Raw genomic sequence first — 18,128 nt, 5'->3', positions numbered from 1 at the left:
CCCTCCCTTCCAGTATCTTAATAAAATAGAAAGACTGTGTCCACTTCGGACACAGCCTCCAGTAAAAAATTATTTATCGCTTCCGAAAAAGCTTTTGAACGATTCGACTGCCGTGTCACGATAAAGGGCAGCCAGTGACGTAGTCAAAGGAATTCCCTTAGGACAAACCTCTACGCAGTTCTGCGCGTTCCCGCAGCCCATGATACCTTCTTCATCCATAATGGACTGGAGACGCTCACTCTTGTGCATCTCCCCGGTAGGATGGGAATTGAACAGGCGAACCTGAGATAGAGCAGCAGGACCGATGAAATCGGACTTACTGTTCACGTTCGGGCAGGCTTCCAGGCATACACCGCAACTCATACACTTGGAAAGTTCATACGCCCACTGACGTTTTGTTTCGGCAATCCGCGGTCCCGGGCCAAGATCGTATGTTCCGTCAATAGGTACCCATGCTTTGACTTTCTTCAGAGAGTCGAACATGCGGCTACGATCGACGGCAAGGTCACGGGTGACCGGGAATGTATTCATAGGTTCGAGATGGATAGGCTGTTCCAGCTGATCTACGAGTGCCGTACAGGACTGTCTCGGCTCTCCGTTGATAATCATGGAACAGGCACCACATACTTCTTCCAGACAACCCATTTCCCAGAATATCGGAGTAGTAGCTTCTCCGTCTGCATTAACAGGATTTCTTCTGATTTCCATCAACCCTGAGATGACGTTCATATTTTGACGGTATGGGACGACAAATGTTTCTTTGTACGGTTCACTTTCAGGTTCATCCTGTCTTGTGACGACAAATGTTTCTTTGTACGGTTCACTTTCAGGTTCATCCTGTCTTGTGACGACAAATGTAATATTCTTCTCTTCACTCACGATGAAGGACCTCCTTATTAACTCTTGGAATAATCGCGCTTACGCGGTTCGATTAATGACGTGTCCACCTCTTCATAGCTGATGATCGGCTCGTTGTTTTCCTTATCATATGTTGCGATTGTAGTCTTGAGGAAATCTTCGTCGTTACGGTCCGGAAATTCAGGTTTGAAGTGCGCACCGCGGCTTTCGTTTCGGTTATAAGCTCCAAGGGTGATCACTCTTGCCAGTTGCAACATATTATCAAGCTGACGGGTGAACATGGCTCCCTGGTTACTCCAACGGGACGTATCGTTGATATTGATACGTTTATAACGTTCCATCAGTTCTTTGATCTTTTCGTCCGTTTTCAGAAGGTTTTCGTTGTCCCGGACCACAGTCACGTAGTCTGTCATCCATTCCCCGAGTTCTTTATGAATCTGGTAGGCGTTCTCATCTCCATCCATTTTCATAATTTCCTCGAAACGATCCTGCTCTGTCTGAAGATGTTTATCGAACACTTCTCTATCCATATCTTCCACATGTTCATCAAGACCTTCGGAATATCTTACTGCACTCGGACCGGCTACCATTCCTCCATAAATGGAAGATAGCAGAGAGTTGGCGCCAAGACGGTTTCCGCCGTGCTGCGTAAAATCACATTCTCCGGCTGCGAAAATACCGGGGATGTTCGTCATCTGGTTGATGTCTACCCACATTCCGCCCATAGAATAGTGTACAGCAGGGAATATTTTCATCGGTACTTTACGAGGATCCTCACCGACGAATTTTTCGTAAATCTCGATAATCCCGCCAAGTTTAACATCAAGCTCTTTGGCATCTTTATGAGAAAGATCCAGATAAACCATGTTTTCTCCGTTTATACCGAGTTTCTGATTTACACAGACGTCGAATATTTCACGGGTCGCGATATCACGTGGTACGAGGTTCCCGTAAGCAGGATACTTCTCTTCGAGGAAGTACCATGGTTCCCCGTCTTTGTATGTCCATACGCGGCCGCCTTCCCCGCGTGCCGACTCACTCATAAGACGAAGTTTGTCATCGCCCGGAATAGCAGTAGGGTGGATCTGGATGAACTCGCCATTTGCGTATTTAACTCCCTGCTGGTATAAAGCACCGGCAGCAGATCCGGTATTGATGATAGAGTTCGTGGATTTTCCGAAAATAATCCCCGGTCCCCCGGTTGCCAGGATCATTGCATCAGCAGGAAAGTCTCTGATTTCATGGCTGTGGATGTCCTGAGCGACTGCTCCACGGCTTATTCCTTTGTCGTCAATGATAGCCGAGAGGAATTCCCAACCTTCGTATTTTGTAACAAGACCGTTCACTTCATGTCTGCGAACCTGCTCATCAAGTGCATAAAGCAATTGCTGACCGGTCGTAGCTCCTGCATACGCTGTACGGTGATGCTGTGTACCTCCGAAACGGCGGAAATCCAACAGCCCTTCAGGTGTACGGTTGAACATTACCCCCATACGATCAAGCAGGTGAATGATTCCGGGCGCGGCATCACACATCGCTTTAACAGGCGGCTGGTTAGCAAGAAAGTCTCCGCCGTACACCGTGTCATCGAAGTGTTTCCATGGAGAATCCCCTTCCCCTTTCGTATCCACTGCTCCGTTGATGCCACCCTGGGCACAGACGGAGTGGGAACGTTTCACGGGTACAAGTGACAACAAATCTACGTGTACTCCTTCTTCTGCTGCTTTGATTGTCGCCATCAGACCGGCCAGGCCTCCCCCGATGATGACTATGTTTTTATTCGACATTATTTATGTTCACTCCCTTAATCACTGCTTTTATCTATTGTCTAGACGCCGTAAGCGAACTGAATCAGCGTACGTACGCCTACATAACCCAGTGCTAAGAATACAACTACGGTAGCGTAAGTCATAATACGCTGGGATTTCGGTGTAACCGTAATGCCCCAACTTACAAAGAAAGACCATAGACCGTTAGCAAAGTGGAACGTTACTGACAATACACCGACTATGTAGAACCAGAAAAAGAATGGCTGTGTCAGTATATCTTCCATCAACTGATAGTTCAGCTCTTCCCATCCAAAACCTACAGCTACTCTCGTCTCCCAGATGTGCCACGCTACGAATATGAGCGTCAGAACGCCTGTAACCCGCTGCAGCATAAACATCCAGTTACGGAAATATCCGTGCTTGTTCACGTTGAAATTGGACTGGAATGCAATATAAACTCCGTAAATTCCGTGAAAAAGTAATGGTAAAAAGATGACGAAAATTTCCAGTACATACCGATACGGCAATCCTTCTATGAAATGAGCCGCCGTATTGAATGCCTCTGGCCCCCGTGTTGCAAAAAAGTTTGTAGTTAAGTGCTGGAACAGAAATATCCCAAGAGGCACTACCCCCAGTAATGAATGTAATCTTCTGTTCACATAGCCTCGTGATCCTGCTGCCATATTTACCCCCCTCAATATGATGAATAATTAAATTATGTACACAACCCCGGATAATAAAGCGCTTTAAAATATAAAAAAACGTAAGGAGAGGATCACCCTCCTATCATCCGGAAGCGTACAATTTGTATCATACTTATTGTACTGCGATAGGTCAGCACCGTCAAGAAGGCAGTGTTCCGATCAAGGGAAATCTTTCCACCGGGCTGTTGCACAAACCTGATTTTCAAGTGATAATAATAGACAGAAAAAAAGGAGGCTGAACATCATGGCACGTATTACCACCGGCAATATTTCCTCGCTCGTTACTACCGGAGCAGGATTCGACATTCTTCGCTACTTTGCCCTGCCTGACATGCTCGGTGAAGACGCAGAACAAATTTTATATATAATGGGAAGAAATATAGCGCGGAACTCCGCTTATGAAAATAACGAGGAAGTCACCAGATTCTTCCGGGATTTTGGATGGGGAGAGCTTGAAAAAGAGAAATCCGGAAAAAATGAAATTCACTTCTCCCTGCACGGAGACGTGGTAAAACAGAGATTCACCCAGGAAGAATTTCAAATTAACGCCAAACTGGAGGCGGGATTCCTTGCCGAGTGTCTGAGTAAGTTGAAAAACGAAACATTTGAATGCAGGGATGAAATAAATGAAAAAAATCATTCCATCTCCCTTATCGCTTATAAACTGTAAAGTGTCTAATTAAAATTTCAGAAGAACCGGCATCAGTTTTCTGCCGGTTCTTCTTTTTTTTCATTCAATTTAATCTGGACGGTACGCGCCACCGGCTCGGGGATGCCGAGCTTCACTATTTCATTTATATCAGCTTCCCGGATAGCGGGAATCGACTTGAAATGTTTCAGCATCAATTTCCTTCTCTTCTCTCCTACGCCGGGGACATCGTCCAGTTCGGACTGAAGTGCTCCTTTTCCACGCAGCTGGCGGTGAAAGGAAATGGCGAATCTGTGCACTTCATCCTGTATACGCTGCACGAGATAGAACGCCTGGGAATGCCTGTCCAGGTCTACCGGGCCGGGTGGATCGCCATAAAGAAGTTCGCTCGTTTTATGCTTGTCGTTTTTCGCAAGACCGGCCATCGGTATATCCAGCCCAAGCTCATTTTCAAGAATGTCCTGAGCTGCCGACATCTGTCCTCTGCCCCCGTCGATCAGTATAAGATCAGGGAGCGGTTTTTCTTCCCTTACCACTCGTTTATACCGGCGCCTGATCACTTCACGCATCGTTTCGTAGTCATCTGGCCCTTTTACATCTTTCACTTTAAACTTCCGGTAATCTTTTTTACTTGGTTTTCCGTCTATAAATGTAACCATTGCCGATACAGGATCCGTCCCCTGTATGTTGGAGTTGTCAAAAGCTTCGATCCGTAGAGGGGCTTCTATATTCAGCACTTCACCGAGAGTATCCACAGCTTTCACCGTTCGTTCTTCATCTCTTTCAATGAGAGCGAATTTTTCTTCCAGCGCAATTTCGGCATTCTTTTCCGCCAGCTCAACGAGTTCTTTCTTGCGGCCCCTCATCGGAACGTTTACGTCCGTGTCAATAGCGCCTTCGAGCACGTTTGTGTCCGTGCCGAGGGGAACGAGCACCTGCTTTGGATAAAGATGATTCTGGTGCAGATAAAAACTCGCAATCGAAGAGAGAAAAGTCTCTTCGGGATCGTCGAAAAAAGGAAAGATGGAAACATCTCTTTCTATCAGTTTTCCCTGACGCACGAAGAACACCTGCACGCACATCCAGCCTTTGTCATAGGCATAACCGAACACATCGCGGTTCACCTGGTCGTTCATCGTCATTTTCTGCTGTTCCATCACCGACTCTATGTGGCTCACCTGATCCCGCAGCTCTTTGGCACGTTCGAAATCCATTTTTTCCGAAGCCTCATACATTTTGTTTTGCAGATCTTTCTTGATTTCTCCGTGACCTCCGCTTAGGAAAGAGGAAATCTGCTGCACGATTTCCCGGTTCTGTTCCCGGGACACGGGGAATTCGCACGGTCCGAGACACTGGTGCATATGATAATACAGACAGACACGTTCCGGCATTTTATTACATTTTCTGAGCGGATAAAGTCGATCCAGCAACTTTTTCGTTTCTCTTGCCGATACCACGTTCGGGTAAGGACCGAAATACTTCCCCTTATCTTTTTTCAGTTTTCTCGTAACGAGCAGCCTCGGGTGTTCTTCAGCTGTGATTTTTAAATAAGGGTACGTTTTATCGTCCTTGAGCAGCACGTTGTATTTAGGATCGTGTTTTTTTATGAGATTCATTTCGAGAATAAGTGCTTCTATTTCTGACGTAGTCACGATGTATTCAAAATCTGTTATCTCACTGACCAGTCGCTGGGTTTTCCCGTCATGAGCTCCCGTGAAATAGGAGCGCACACGGTTTTTCAGCACTTTTGATTTTCCGACGTAAATAATCGTCCCGTGTCGGTCCTTCATTAAATAACATCCGGGCTGATCAGGGAGAACAGCTAATTTCTCACTAATCACATGATTCATCCCATTCACTCCAATTCTGCTTTGACTGCGGCTTTCACGGTTCGCGATTACCGGTCAAAAAAAGCCATGCTGCAATTCACAGCACGGCTTATATAATTTACGCGTGTTTTCTGATAACTTCTGTAAGCTGTTCTTTCGGTTGGAAACCGACTATCTGGTCGACCACTTCACCATTTTTGAATAGAAGAAGAGTCGGAATGCTCATTACTCCGAATTTACTTGCCGTTTCCTGGTTCTCGTCAACGTCAAGCTTAACGATTTTAACTTCATCGCTCATCTCTTCATCAATTTCCTCAAGAACCGGTGCAATCATTTTACAAGGGCCACACCACGGTGCCCAGAAGTCTGCGAGTACCAGACCGTCATTTGTTTCCTGTTCAAAGTTCTGATCACTTGCTTTTACAATTGCCATAAATAAATCCTCCTATCAACTTATGTTTGTACTGAGTATATCATTGCGTACGGAACGTGACTAATATTTTGTTTTTCGGTCATGTCACTACTCTTCACAGCGGGGCTAAATGCTGAGGTTTCGCTGCCGGCAAACGACTTATCCGCAAACAAATAAACCGGGGACAGGAGCCCCCGGATAAGATGTTACGCATTCACTTTCATATTTCTGATTTCTTCCGTAAGCTTAGGAACGATTTCGAAAATGTCACCTACAAGACCGTAATCGGCAATACTGAAAATGTTCGACTCGGGATCTTTGTTGATAGCTACAATCACCTTGGAGTTTGACATACCGGCAAGGTGCTGAATAGCGCCCGAGATACCGCAGGCGATATACAGGTCAGGCGTCACAACTTTACCGGTCTGGCCGATTTGAAGTGAATAGTCGCAATAACCTGCGTCACAGGCTGCACGGGAAGCCCCTACAGCCCCGCCGAGTTCATCGGCAAGTTCCTGAAGCGGTTCAAACCCTTCCGGACCTTTTACAGCGCGGCCTCCGGCTACGATTACTTTCGCCTCGGATAGATCCACCCCTTCGGAAGTTTTACGGATCACTTCTTTGATAATGGTGCGGATATTTTGTACGTCCACGTCCAACGAAGAAACATCTCCGCTTCTGCTGTCATCTTTTTCAAGAGCAGCGATGTTGTTTGGGCGTATCGTCACAAATGTAATACCTTCTGTAACCACTTTCTTTTCGAACGCTTTACCCGAATAGATCGGGCGTGTGAAGACAAAGCCGTCATCACCTTCTTCTACCTCGGTCACATCGGAAATCAGACCGGTTTCAAGCTGGCTGGCCAGTTTAGGAGTTACGTCTTTACCGATGGACGTATGCCCCATAACGATCCCGTCCGGACTCTCCTGGTCGATAACCGCTTTGTACGCCTGAGTGAAGCCTTCAGGTGTATACGTTTTCAATTCAGCGTTTGCAACGGTAACTGCACGATCCGCTCCATATTTGATAAGTTCTTCCGCCATCGAATTGAGATCGCCTTCTCCACAGATTGTGGCTACGACTTCTCCACCTTCGCTGAGAGTTTTGCCAAGAGCTATAGCTTCAAAAGAGACATTTCTCAGTTCGCCTTCTTTCGCTTCTGCGATTACTAATATATTTTTACTCATTTCTTAACCTTCTCCTTTCCTGTGTCCGATTACAGTACCTTGGATTCGTTCTTCAAAAGACTTACAAGTTCTTTTACCTGCTCATCCGGTTCGCCTTCGATGATTTTTCCAGCCTGCTTTTCAGGAGGAAGGAAGATTTCGAGTGTTTTCGTTTTTGCTTCCACATCGTCCTCTTCGAGATCAAGATCGTCAATTTCAATTTCTTCGAGAGGTTTCTTCTTCGCTTTCATAATCCCGGGAAGGGAAGGATATCTCGGCTCGTTCAAGCCCTGTTGACATGTAACGAGAAGCGGGAGTGTTGTTTCCACTTTTTCCACGTCACCTTCAACGTCCCTTTCGATATTGACTGTTTCTCCGTCGATGGATATGTCTGTAATCGTAGTGACGAATGGTATATCCAGCCGTTCAGCCAGTCTCGGACCGACCTGACCGCTCGCTTCGTCGATTGCTACGTTACCGGCCAAAATGATATCCGGTTCGTTTTCCTTGAAATAAGCCTCAAGAATTCTAACCGTCGTATACTGATCCCCCTCTTCGAGATCATCTTCGGTATTAATGAGAACACTCTTGTCAGCGCCCATCGCGAGAGCAGTACGAAGCTGTTTCTCTGCCTCTTCATCACCGACTGTAACTACGGTCACTTCCCCGCCGTGTGCATCTTTCAGGTTGATAGCTTCTTCCACAGCGTACTCGTCATAAGGGTTGATGATATATTCGGCACCCTCGTCTTCGATTTTTCCATTGCTGATAGAAATTTTTTCTTCTGTATCAAAAGTTCTTTTAAGCAAAACATAAATATTCATTACATTTCCCTCCAGTTTCTATTTATCACGGAACTCGGGTTTTCTTTTCTCGATAAAAGCCTGCACACCCTCTGCAGCGTCATCTGTGCGGAAAACCTCTTCAAAGCGTTCAGCTTCGTCTTTCAATCCTGCATTCAGTGTGGATTCATAGACGTTCGGCACAAGTCTGAGTACGTGCTCCACAGACGGTTTGCTTTTAGCCGCTATGGATGCCGCCACTTTCCTTACGTGATCAAGAAGTTCCTCCTCCTCGACCGCTCCGTTGGCAAGCCCTATTTTGACAGCTTCCTCACCGCTTACCGGCTCAGCCGTCAAAATCATCTCATAAGCTTTGGCATCTCCTACGTAACGAGGAAGACGCTGAGTCCCTCCGAAGCCCGGTATGATTCCGAGTCCCAGTTCGGGAAGGCCGAGTTTCGCTTTCTTCGTAACGAATCTCATGTGACAGGAAAGGGCAAGTTCCAGTCCTCCGCCCAATGCAGCTCCATGAATGGCCGCTATGAAAGGGGCGTGAAACTGTTCAATTCTGTCGAAAACAGCCTGACCTTTGAAAGACATATTTTCTTTGCCGCCCTGAAACTCAGTAAATTCCTTTATGTCAGCACCGGCTGAAAAGAATTTTCCTTCGCCTTTTAAAATGACAGCTTTAAGAGACTTCTCTGCATCCAGTTCATTCAGAATTTCGTTGAGATCTGCCAGAATTGTACTGGACAAAGCGTTGGCAGGCGGACTTTCTATAGTGATCTCAGCCACCTGACCTTTGATTTCATAAGTTAACGTATCCATCCTATCCACTCCCCCTGCTATGAACGTCTAAGCAGCCCTTCCACAATCATCTCGTGTACTTCTTTCGCCTGCTTAGTGATATCATAGCGTTCTTCTTTCATAACCCAGTTTGTCACTACCTCATCGATAGTACCGAAAATCAATTGCCGCACCAGTTTTCTATTAATATTATCGCGAAAAACTTCTTCCCTGATACCTTCCTCGACTATTTCATCAATCACGTCTAAGTATTTTTTCAGTACGGAGTTGATTTTCAATCTGAGCATCTTATTGGATTGGCGCAATTCAAGTTGCGTCACCACAGCCAGATGGTGATCCTCAGATAATTGTTCAAAATGAGTCTCCACCAGTACACGCAGTTTCTCGGATGGCGTCTGTCTTGAAGTAGTTGCGCTTTCAATTCTTTCTATAAAGACTCCCATTTTCTCCTGGAAGAGCGAAACGAGGATATCTTCTTTATTCTTGAAATAGAGATAAATCGTTCCGTCCGCAACTCCTGCCCGTTTAGCTATTTTAGAAACTTGAGATGAATGATATCCATTCTCGGCAATAACTTCGACCGCTGCATCAATGATTTGTCTGTATTTTGGCTTCGTCTGTTTCATCTCTGCTCTCCTGCCTTCGAAATAATGAATGAACCATCATTCATCTCTCATTCTACCCACTAAAATTTATTCTGTCAACTGAGCTTCTTCTGCTTTTCTTTTTCTTCTTCCACCAGGCTTCTCCTCAGTATTTTACCGACGGCCGTTTTCGGAAGTTCTTCTCTGAACTCATAAAGTTTAGGAACTTTGTATACTGCGAGATGCTGTTTACAGAATTCATTCAGTTCTTCTTCCGTAAGACTGCTGCCTTCTTTTCGTACGACGTAAGCTTTGACCGTTTCCCCTCTGTAAGGATCCGGCACTCCGGCTACAACGGCTTCCTGAACCTGACTGTGTTCATAAAGGATTTCTTCCACTTCACGCGGGTAAATATTATATCCGCCGGCGATGATCATATCTTTTTTCCTGTCGACAATATAGAAATAGCCCTCTTCATCCATATAGCCGATATCCCCGGTCCTGAACCATCCGTCCGGACTCAGCACTTCCCGCGTCTCTTCTTCTTTGTTCCAGTAACCTTTCATCACTTGAGGACCTTTAACGGCTATTTCACCTATGCTTCCGACTTCAGCTTCTCCTTCTCCGGACAGGTCCATAATCTTGGAGTCGGTGTTCGGCCATGGCACGCCTATACTTCCGGGTACTCTTCTTCCCCACAGGAAATTGGAGTGGGTAACCGGAGACGTTTCAGTCAGACCATACCCTTCGACGAGCCGTCCTCCCGTCACGTTTTCGAAACGCTCCATCACTTCTACAGGGAGGGGCGCAGACCCACTGATACAGGCATCGATGGATGACAGATCGTATTTATTTATATTCGGATGATTTAAAAGACCGATATATATAGTCAGTGCTCCCGGAAAAAGCGTAGGTCTTTCTTTATCTATCGTTTTAAGCACTTCTTCCACTTCGAATTTAGGAATAAGGAGAATTTTGAATCCCATCATAATGGATAGGTTCATCACCGAGGTCATGCCGTATACATGAAAGAACGGCAGCATCCCGAGGGTGACTTCTTCCCCTTTTTTGCTCTTATACATCCAGTCCACGGACATCCGGGTATTGGCTACAAGGTTGTAATGGGTAAGCATTACTCCTTTCGGATAACCCGTGGTCCCTCCCGTGTACTGCAGCAGTGCCAGATCTTCTTTCGGATCTATATCGATCTCCGTAACGGCCGGTACTTCCGATTTGAATATGTTTTTCCATAAATGTGTTTCACCGTTATGTTCCGGACTGACAATCATTTTGTATTCTTTCTTCTGGACAAAAGGATAGAGCGTGTTTTTAGGAAAAGGTAAATAGTCCCGAATCCCCGTCACTACTATATGTTCAAGATCTGTCTGTTTTTTGACGGAAGCAGCTTTCGGATAGAGGATGTCCAGACATATAATCATTTTTGCGCCGGAATCCTTCAACTGATACTGAAGTTCTCTTTCCGTATAGAGCGGGTTCGTCTGTACGACGATTCCTCCGGCCATTAATACGGCGTAATAACTGATGACAGACTGAGGAGTGTTCGGCAGCATAATGGAAACGCGGTCTCCTTTCACAACTCCAAGCTGCTGCAGATAACCCGCAAGATGACAAGCTTCCTCATAAACCATTTCGTACGTCATTTCTTTCCCCATAAAATAAAGCGCTTTCTTTTTTGCGTACGATTGGGCACTCTGCTTCAAAAACTCATGCAATGGCTTTTCTTCATACTCTTTCTCAACCTCGATTTCGTTCGGGTAATGCTTATGCCATATCTTTTCGGACTGGGTCATTCCTTCCCCTCCTTAAAATGAGTTACTACCATTATAACGGCTGGAAGGGAAAAAATGAATGATTTTTCAAATATTTCAATAATATGTACCTAGTAATAAATTCCCGTTTTTCCCGCCCCGCCATGTTCGAGACGGGCGAAGACGGAAATAACCGGGAACTCAGATTAAGTAAATGACACCCGCAGCAATAAACAATACCGCTACTACGATCATTACAATGGATAATGTACGCAATGACTGTCTCCCCTTATATAATTGTAGCGCCGATTACGTAAGATAAACCGACTGAGATAATGAGGGAAAGAAGCCCGACGGCCCGGTTCCCCTCTTCAATCTCTTTATCTATGCGAAAAGATGGAGTTAAAAACTCAAAGATGAAATAACCGATGAGGAGAAGCAGAAATCCGAAAACTCCCCAGCCGATGGAGAGAAACAGAGCATCATTATGTTCAATGGAAAAACGGAAAATGTTGGATATACCGAATATTTTTCCACCGGTGGCCATAGCTACTGCCAGATTCCCTTCTTTAATTTCTTTCCAGTTATCATACTTAGTAACCAGCTCGAATAAAGTAAGGAAAACGACTATACATAGCACGACCACACTGAATCTCGCTGCAGTGTCCACGATCGAAATTTCCCAGAACCCTTCCATGTTTCACCTCTCCCCCTGCATAATCATTTAAGTTCAAGTACAGTAACGCCGCTTCCTCCTTCTTTCATACCACCGGAACGCGCCGTACTGATTCTGGAGTGTCGTTTTGCCAGCGACTGGACTCCCTGTCTGAGGGCACCTGTCCCTTTTCCATGGATAATGGAAACTTGAGGGTAACCAGCGAGAAGGGCATCATCAAGATATTTTTCAAGACGGTTCAAGGCATCTTCATACCGTTCCCCTCTAAGATCAAGCTCAGGTTTCACGTGGGAAGTTTTCCCTCTTACCGGTGCAATCTGTTTCTCCCGTTCCGGCTTTTTCGTTTTGACGAATTCGAGGTCCTTCCTTTTCGCTTTTACTTTCATGGATCCTACCTGTACCTGATACTCGTCGTTTCTTCCTTTCTCGACAATTACACCCTGCTGATTCAGCGTAAGAAGTTTCACTTCATCGCCTGCCTGAAGTTCCTTTGTTTCATTCGACTGCTTGTTCTTCGGCTGTTTCTCTTTCTTCGTAAGCTCCGGCTCAGCTTCATCGAACATCTTCCTGGCTTCAATCCACTCATGTTCTTTCAGTTCGGAGGAGTTCTTCATCTGCTTCAGTTCGTCTACGATGCCCTGTGCTTCCTCCCGTGCTTTATCAACAGACTGTTTCGCTTTTTCTTCGGCTTTCTTATACAGTTTTTCCTTCTGATCCTCGAACCGTTTCCATTCGCTGTTAAGCTCCGAGTAAATTTCTTCCGCTTCCCGCCTTATCTCTTCAGCCCGCTCATAGTCCGCTTCCGCCTCTCTCCTTGCTTCATCGAGAGAAGCTATCATGGATTCGACACTTTCCGAGTCGACTCCCACTCTTTCTTTGGCGGCACTGATTACATCTTCCCGTAAGCCGAGACGTCTCGATATTTCGAAGGCATTACTTCTCCCCGGAACTCCGATTAATAGCCGGTAGGTCGGCTCAAGCGTTTCGATGTTGAATTCTACGGAAGCGTTGACGACGTTTTCCCTGTTGTAGCCGTATGCCTTCAGCTCAGGATAGTGGGTCGTAGCTATGACCCTTGCGTCTTTATCAACCACTTCATCCAGGATAGCCATAGCAAGAGCTGCACCTTCCTGCGGGTCCGTACCGGCTCCAAGCTCATCAAAAAGCACGAGCGTGGAGTCATCCACTTTATCCAGAATATCCACGATATTAGTCATGTGGGAAGAGAAAGTGGAGAGACTCTGCTCAATGGACTGCTCATCTCCGATGTCCGCATAAACGTTGTCGAATACTGCAAGTTCACAGCCGTCCATCGCAGGGATCTGCAGTCCAGCCTGTGCCATTAATGTACATAGACCCACCAGTTTCAGTGTTACCGTTTTACCTCCGGTGTTCGGGCCGGTAATGATGATGGAAGTGAAGTCTGTACCAAGCTCGATGTCGTTCGGCACTACCTCTTCCTCTGAGATAAGCGGATGTCTTGCCTGCTTCATCAATATTCTGCCTTCATTGTTCATCGCGGGCATAGCTGCTCCCATACTTCTGCCCAGTTTTGCTCTCGCAAAAATGAAATCAAGTCCAGCAAGTACCCGGACATTCTCGGCAAGGATAGGACGATCTTCTTCAATGGCCTCGGACAGCTCTCCGAGAATCCTGTCCACTTCCCTTTTCTCCTGCACCCTAGCCTCCTGCAGGTCGTTGTTGATATCGACTACAGGCTGGGGTTCTATAAAGAGTGTCGCTCCCGATGACGACTGATCATGAACAATCCCTTTGATACTTCCCCGATACTCCTGCTTTACAGGCAATACGTACCGTTCATTTCTTATCGTTACGATAGCGTCCGACAGTTTTTCGGACTGCTGCTTCGTGTAAGATTCCATTTTATCCCGGAGCCTGCTTTCTAACGTATTGATTCTGCTGCGGATCGAACGGAGGGTATCAGATGCCCCGTCCATGACCACCCCGTTATCGTCGATACTGTTCCTGATCGTTCTCTCAAGGATCGGTAATGGATGAATGATGTCGACAAGTTCTCTCAGAATAGGCATGTCAGGCTCTTCCATTTCTTCTACAAAGCGTTTCAATTCTTTACCGCCATAGATAGTGGTCGCCACGTCCACACACTCGGTCGCCGAGAGTACACCTCCGATCGAGGTGCGTTTAAGATGCGGTTTAATGTTTCTGATGCCTCCGAACGGAATATGCCCTTTCAGCCGGAGTACCTGCTGGGCTTCATCTGTTTCGTTTTGGAGTTTCACCACTTCCGGCAATTCTGTGGAAGGTTTCAGACGCTGAGCCGCATCCTTTCCAAGAGAAGTCTCCGCATAACCGGTCAGTTTTTCGATTATTTTTCCAAACTCAAGCACGCCCAAAATTCGTTCGTTCATGCAGTAGTGCCCCTTTATTTTGAAGTATCGTTAAGCCATTTCTTAAATTCTTTCAAAGATTTTGTATTTAATACGTTTTCCTTCTTCATGTACCCCCGGCGTGCAGTACCGACGCCCGTCTTCATATCCTCAAGCATAGGGAAATTGTGAGCATCCGTATTGATGGCTATCATTACTCCGTTTTCCTGAGCCTTCTCTATGTTATCAGCCATTAAATCAAGACGGTTCGGATTGGCGTTCAATTCAAGAACGGTACCTGTTTCTCCAGCTTTTTTAATGAGTTTTTCGATATTAACCGCGTATCCTTGCCTTTTTCCGATCAGACGGCCGGTCGGATGAGCAATAATATCGACGTGCGGGTTATCAAGTGCTGCATTCATACGTTTCATTATTTCTTCTTCTGACTGGGAAAATCTGGAATGAATGGACGCTATCACTACATCCATTTCCTTCAGAAAGTCGTCATCGAAATCCAGAGTTCCATCCGGCAGGATATCCATTTCCACTCCGCAGAAAATGTGAAAATCAGTCATCTTATCATTCACTCTTTCGATTTCCTCTCTCTGCTTCCGGAGTCTTGATTCGTTAAGTCCGTTCGCAACCCTGAGATATTTTGAGTGATCGGTTATCACTATATATTCATATCCTTTTTCTTTGCATCGTTCGGCCATCTCTTCGACAGAGTGGGCTCCGTCACTCCAGGTGGTATGCATATGAAGATCAGATTTAATATCTTCAGGCTGAAGAAGCGGCACAGGCTGTCTGAACAGTTTTGTTTCCTCTTTTCCCTCTCTTACTTCCGGAGGAATGTAGGTAAGACCGAAATGCTCGTAAAAAGCTTTCTCGGTTTTGAAAGTCTTTATTTTTCCGGAATCACTGTTTTCGACCCCATACTCGCTTATCTTCTCTCCCTGGGATTTGGCAATTTGACGCATTAGGACATTATGATCTTTTGAACCTGTAAAATGATGCAGGGTGGAAGCGAATTCCTTATCTTTCACTATGCGGAAATCCACATTCACATCCCAGTCTCCGCGTAACACTACAGAGACTTTCGTTTCTCCGGAAGCGATCACTTCCCGTATATCAGGATGCTTCAGCAGTTCATCCCTCGTCTTCCCGGGGCTTTTCGAGGAAATGATAAAATCGAGGTCACCAATCGTTTCTTTCACACGCCGCATACTACCGGCAAGTGAAAACCGTTCAATAGTCTCCAGCTTATGCAGGTATTCTTCCACCTTTTTTGCAAAAGGCTGCATGTAAGCGATAGGCAGCCTGTCGGGCCGGGTACCGAAATCACGGAGAGACTGAAGCATTTTTTCAGCTGATTTCTGACCGAAGCCCTCGAGTTTTTCCACCTCCCCCTCTTCCAATGCCTTCTGCAGTGTAGCTTTATCCACGATTCCGAGCTGATCATAGAGCTTTGCCAGTTTCTTACCACCAAGTCCCGGCAAATCCAGAAGCGGAATCAGCCCTTCAGGGACTTCTTCCTGTAATTCCTCGAGTTCAGGAGACTTTCCGGTTTCAATATATTCTTCGATTACTGTGGAAGTTCCCTTTCCTATTCCCTTGATTTTAGTGAAGTCATCAATCTCGGTAAGGGAGCGGTTATCACGTTCCAGAGCCTGAGCGGCTTTTGTATAAGCGGATATCCTGAACGGGTTCTCCCCCTTCAGTTCCAGGTACACCGCTATGTCCTCCAGTAATTTTATAACATTTTTTTTGTTTATCTGACTCACTCAAACTCTCCTCCTTTATACATAAAAAGCCGCTATGACAGTTAATAATCACGGCGGCTCTTCTGAGATTCCTTATTTGAAAAACCCTGCAAACTCCTTCATCCAGAGTGACTTTATCTCCCCGGAAATAATAGGTGTGTATTCAACGATCAGCGGGGCCAGCACTGAATTATCCAGGCTGTTCTGCAGGAACATGATAGGAGTTAAAGCGGCTATATACAGGAATATGAAAAGAATTAAATAGTTCTCCACAAATCCGAGCGCACCACCCAGCAGATGGTTGAGAGATTTCAGTATCGGAAGCTCCGCTACAAAATCAAGCATTGAAGCGATAATCTGTATGACTACGTTCACCGCCACAAATATCAGTATAAAAGCTACTGCATTGTAAAACGCCACTTCCATAGGGACGTCCCCTGTAAATATAGCCCAGGCCCCGTTCTCCTGAAATTCCGGGTAAGGAACCCACAGTGTAAGTTTTGAAGCAAGGTCATCGTAGTACAGTACAGCGGTCAGAAAAGCTGCAATGAACCCGACGATATGAAAAAGCTGTAACACGAAACCCCGCTTCATCCCTTTGACGAGACCAAGGAATAAAATTAAAAGTATCAATAAATCAATAATCATATCAGTCTCCGGCCTCTTTCTCCAACTTTTGAATATAGCTCATAAGTTCATCGTAATCTTTTTTCAGTTTAATATAATCACTCATCGTGTTGACAGCTGTAAGCACAGCCAGTTTAGCGGTATCAAGCCGAGGGTTATTCTTTATGATCCCTCTCATTGTTCCATCCACTCTGCCTGCTACTTCACGAACGTGACGGTCGTCCTCATTTCCTACTATAGTATAGGAACGGTTGTAAATTTCAACGGTAGTTTTCACTTTTCCTTTATCCGATTGGGACACGTCCATTCCCTCCTGCTTGTCAATCCTAACTAGTATCTTAACACGAAGATAAACAAATAGGAAAGCAATATAAAGCAACCCACCCGAGATGCGAACAGTCTGATATAATAAGTCCATAACGAGCAGGAAAGGATCAATGATTTATGCCGACTTATGTATTGAAGACTACACCTGAGAGAATAGAAGAAATGAAAAACTACTATAGCCGATATTTAAAGAAAACGCCCCCCTATGCCGTGTTCCAGGCTCACACATCCCTGGCCTCCATCACCGCTTACCAATCGGGGAAAGTGGTCTTTCAGGGAAAGACACCGGAGCAGGAAGCGGGGCAATGGGAAAAGGGGGTACACATGCCTGAGGAAAGGAATCCAAAGAAAGAAACTCACGCATATCACCCTCCGTCCGGTCTGTTCCACAGTCCGCATATCGGCTCCGATGAAGCCGGTACGGGAGATTACTTCGGGCCGATCACCGTCTGCGCTCTCTACGCTGATGAGGAGCAGATACGCACGCTCAAAGAAATCGGCGTCAAGGATTCCAAACATCTGACAGATGACAAAATAACCGTAATAGCCAAACGTATCGTTGAGATGAATATATCTTATCGGCTCATGCGTCTTTCCAACGACAGATACAATGAATGGAGGGAAAAGGGATGGTCCCAGGGCAAAATGAAAGCCCTGCTTCACCATCAGGCCGTAACGAAACTCGGGGAGGACCTTTCTCCCATACATCCTGAAGGAATTCTGATAGACGAGTTTGCCAGGCCGGAAATTTATAAAAAGCATCTGCGATCCGCAGGTAAAACAATTGAGAACAACACGTATTTTATGACAAAAGCGGAAAGTTATTCGATTCCGGTAGCTGCCGCTTCCATACTCGCCCGCTCCTTATTCGTGAAGGAAATGAATAAGCTGAGCCATCATTTCGGCAGAACTATCCCGAAAGGAGCCTCTTCGAAGGTTGACCGGGCAGCAGCAGCTATTTTGAAAACTCACGGAGAAGATACTTTGAAACACGTGGTGAAGTGGCACTTCGCCAATACGGCAAAAGCGAAAAAAATAGCTCAGGAAGGATGAACCTTCTC

General features: G+C 45.8%; 17 protein-coding genes. 2 read left to right on the top strand and 15 right to left on the bottom strand.

Annotated features, from left to right (window positions below; genetic code table 11):
• Nucleotides 1-69 precede the first annotated feature (69 nt).
• Genes sdhB through BW931_RS02600 form a run of 3 tightly spaced genes read right to left on the bottom strand, consistent with a single transcriptional unit; the run spans nucleotide 70 to nucleotide 3,310 of the window.
• Nucleotides 70-861 carry a succinate dehydrogenase iron-sulfur subunit gene (gene sdhB / locus BW931_RS02610; protein ID WP_076570193.1) on the bottom strand — a complete coding sequence of 264 codons (792 nt, stop codon included), beginning with the start codon at nucleotides 859-861 and terminating at the stop codon, nucleotides 70-72.
• A gap of 35 nt (nucleotides 862-896) precedes the next feature.
• Nucleotides 897-2,645, bottom strand: coding sequence for a succinate dehydrogenase flavoprotein subunit (gene sdhA / locus BW931_RS02605; RefSeq protein WP_076569758.1), 1,749 nt, complete (start codon nucleotides 2,643-2,645; stop codon nucleotides 897-899).
• 41 nt (nucleotides 2,646-2,686) lie between these two features.
• Complete coding sequence (locus tag BW931_RS02600; RefSeq protein ID WP_008588624.1) at nucleotides 2,687-3,310, bottom strand: succinate dehydrogenase cytochrome b558 subunit; 624 nt, start codon at nucleotides 3,308-3,310, stop codon at nucleotides 2,687-2,689.
• Between the two features lie 265 nt (nucleotides 3,311-3,575).
• Here BW931_RS02600 and BW931_RS02595 point away from each other — a divergent pair, with 265 nt between their 5' ends.
• A complete protein-coding gene (locus tag BW931_RS02595; RefSeq protein ID WP_076569756.1) occupies nucleotides 3,576-4,001 on the top strand; it encodes a DUF2507 domain-containing protein in 426 nt (141 codons plus the stop codon).
• A 32-nt stretch (nucleotides 4,002-4,033) separates the two neighbouring features.
• Here BW931_RS02595 and uvrC read toward each other — a convergent pair whose 3' ends face one another.
• The 12 genes from uvrC to zapA all read right to left on the bottom strand — a co-directional run bounded on the left by uvrC (nucleotide 4,034) and on the right by zapA (nucleotide 17,041).
• On the bottom strand, nucleotides 4,034-5,830 hold the full coding sequence (gene uvrC / locus BW931_RS02590) for an excinuclease ABC subunit UvrC (protein WP_076569754.1): 1,797 nt from the start codon (nucleotides 5,828-5,830) through the stop codon (nucleotides 4,034-4,036).
• A 97-nt stretch (nucleotides 5,831-5,927) separates the two neighbouring features.
• Nucleotides 5,928-6,242 (bottom strand): thioredoxin, encoded by a 315-nt coding sequence (gene trxA, locus BW931_RS02585; RefSeq protein WP_008588621.1) that lies wholly within the window; start codon nucleotides 6,240-6,242, stop codon nucleotides 5,928-5,930.
• 185 nt (nucleotides 6,243-6,427) lie between these two features.
• On the bottom strand, nucleotides 6,428-7,408 hold the full coding sequence (locus tag BW931_RS02580; RefSeq protein ID WP_008588620.1) for an electron transfer flavoprotein subunit alpha/FixB family protein: 981 nt from the start codon (nucleotides 7,406-7,408) through the stop codon (nucleotides 6,428-6,430).
• 29 nt (nucleotides 7,409-7,437) lie between these two features.
• Nucleotides 7,438-8,211: an electron transfer flavoprotein subunit beta/FixA family protein gene (locus BW931_RS02575; RefSeq protein ID WP_008588619.1), complete on the bottom strand. Its 774-nt coding sequence runs from the start codon at nucleotides 8,209-8,211 to the stop codon at nucleotides 7,438-7,440.
• A gap of 18 nt (nucleotides 8,212-8,229) precedes the next feature.
• Nucleotides 8,230-8,997, bottom strand: a complete 768-nt coding sequence (locus tag BW931_RS02570; RefSeq protein WP_008588618.1) for an enoyl-CoA hydratase — start codon at nucleotides 8,995-8,997, stop codon at nucleotides 8,230-8,232.
• A 17-nt stretch (nucleotides 8,998-9,014) separates the two neighbouring features.
• Complete coding sequence (locus BW931_RS02565; RefSeq protein ID WP_076569752.1) at nucleotides 9,015-9,602, bottom strand: TetR/AcrR family transcriptional regulator; 588 nt, start codon at nucleotides 9,600-9,602, stop codon at nucleotides 9,015-9,017.
• 74 nt (nucleotides 9,603-9,676) lie between these two features.
• Entirely contained in the window at nucleotides 9,677-11,371 is a 1,695-nt protein-coding gene (locus BW931_RS02560; protein ID WP_076569750.1) for an AMP-binding protein, read from the bottom strand.
• Between the two features lie 247 nt (nucleotides 11,372-11,618).
• Complete coding sequence (locus BW931_RS02555; RefSeq protein ID WP_076569748.1) at nucleotides 11,619-12,026, bottom strand: DUF350 domain-containing protein; 408 nt, start codon at nucleotides 12,024-12,026, stop codon at nucleotides 11,619-11,621.
• Nucleotides 12,027-12,049: 23 nt separating this feature from the next.
• On the bottom strand, nucleotides 12,050-14,395 hold the full coding sequence (locus BW931_RS02550) for an endonuclease MutS2 (RefSeq protein WP_008588614.1): 2,346 nt from the start codon (nucleotides 14,393-14,395) through the stop codon (nucleotides 12,050-12,052).
• Between the two features lie 14 nt (nucleotides 14,396-14,409).
• Nucleotides 14,410-16,125: a DNA polymerase/3'-5' exonuclease PolX gene (gene polX, locus BW931_RS02545; RefSeq protein WP_076570190.1), complete on the bottom strand. Its 1,716-nt coding sequence runs from the start codon at nucleotides 16,123-16,125 to the stop codon at nucleotides 14,410-14,412.
• Nucleotides 16,126-16,206: 81 nt separating this feature from the next.
• Nucleotides 16,207-16,761 (bottom strand): CvpA family protein, encoded by a 555-nt coding sequence (locus BW931_RS02540; protein ID WP_008588612.1) that lies wholly within the window; start codon nucleotides 16,759-16,761, stop codon nucleotides 16,207-16,209.
• A gap of 1 nt (nucleotide 16,762) precedes the next feature.
• Nucleotides 16,763-17,041 carry a cell division protein ZapA gene (gene zapA, locus BW931_RS02535; protein ID WP_076569746.1) on the bottom strand — a complete coding sequence of 93 codons (279 nt, stop codon included), beginning with the start codon at nucleotides 17,039-17,041 and terminating at the stop codon, nucleotides 16,763-16,765.
• Nucleotides 17,042-17,184: 143 nt separating this feature from the next.
• Here zapA and rnhC point away from each other — a divergent pair, with 143 nt between their 5' ends.
• Nucleotides 17,185-18,120: a ribonuclease HIII gene (gene rnhC / locus BW931_RS02530; RefSeq protein ID WP_076569744.1), complete on the top strand. Its 936-nt coding sequence runs from the start codon at nucleotides 17,185-17,187 to the stop codon at nucleotides 18,118-18,120.
• Nucleotides 18,121-18,128 lie beyond the last annotated feature (8 nt).

This window comes from Salimicrobium salexigens (assembly GCF_900156705.1).
In the GTDB taxonomy this organism is placed as follows: Bacteria; Bacillota; Bacilli; order Bacillales; family Halobacillaceae; genus Salimicrobium; species Salimicrobium album.
The sequence above is the reverse complement of the archived record's forward strand: the minus strand, read 5'-3'. Positions and strand labels throughout refer to the sequence as shown.

Bases quoted from the DNA above. Each gene is read 5' to 3' on its own strand.
- sdhA (WP_076569758.1), bottom strand. From the start codon at position 2,645: ATGTCGAATAAAAACATAGTCATCATCGGGGGAGGCCTGGCCGGTCTG.
- BW931_RS02600 (WP_008588624.1), bottom strand. From the start codon at position 3,310: ATGGCAGCAGGATCACGAGGCTATGTGAACAGAAGATTACATTCATTA.
- BW931_RS02595 (WP_076569756.1), top strand. From the start codon at position 3,576: ATGGCACGTATTACCACCGGCAATATTTCCTCGCTCGTTACTACCGGA.
- uvrC (WP_076569754.1), bottom strand. From the start codon at position 5,830: ATGAATCATGTGATTAGTGAGAAATTAGCTGTTCTCCCTGATCAGCCC.
- trxA (WP_008588621.1), bottom strand. From the start codon at position 6,242: ATGGCAATTGTAAAAGCAAGTGATCAGAACTTTGAACAGGAAACAAAT.
- BW931_RS02580 (WP_008588620.1), bottom strand. From the start codon at position 7,408: ATGAGTAAAAATATATTAGTAATCGCAGAAGCGAAAGAAGGCGAACTG.
- BW931_RS02575 (WP_008588619.1), bottom strand. From the start codon at position 8,211: ATGAATATTTATGTTTTGCTTAAAAGAACTTTTGATACAGAAGAAAAA.
- BW931_RS02570 (WP_008588618.1), bottom strand. From the start codon at position 8,997: ATGGATACGTTAACTTATGAAATCAAAGGTCAGGTGGCTGAGATCACT.
- BW931_RS02565 (WP_076569752.1), bottom strand. From the start codon at position 9,602: ATGAAACAGACGAAGCCAAAATACAGACAAATCATTGATGCAGCGGTC.
- BW931_RS02560 (WP_076569750.1), bottom strand. From the start codon at position 11,371: ATGACCCAGTCCGAAAAGATATGGCATAAGCATTACCCGAACGAAATC.
- BW931_RS02555 (WP_076569748.1), bottom strand. From the start codon at position 12,026: ATGGAAGGGTTCTGGGAAATTTCGATCGTGGACACTGCAGCGAGATTC.
- BW931_RS02550 (WP_008588614.1), bottom strand. From the start codon at position 14,395: ATGAACGAACGAATTTTGGGCGTGCTTGAGTTTGGAAAAATAATCGAA.
- BW931_RS02540 (WP_008588612.1), bottom strand. From the start codon at position 16,761: ATGATTATTGATTTATTGATACTTTTAATTTTATTCCTTGGTCTCGTC.
- rnhC (WP_076569744.1), top strand. From the start codon at position 17,185: ATGCCGACTTATGTATTGAAGACTACACCTGAGAGAATAGAAGAAATG.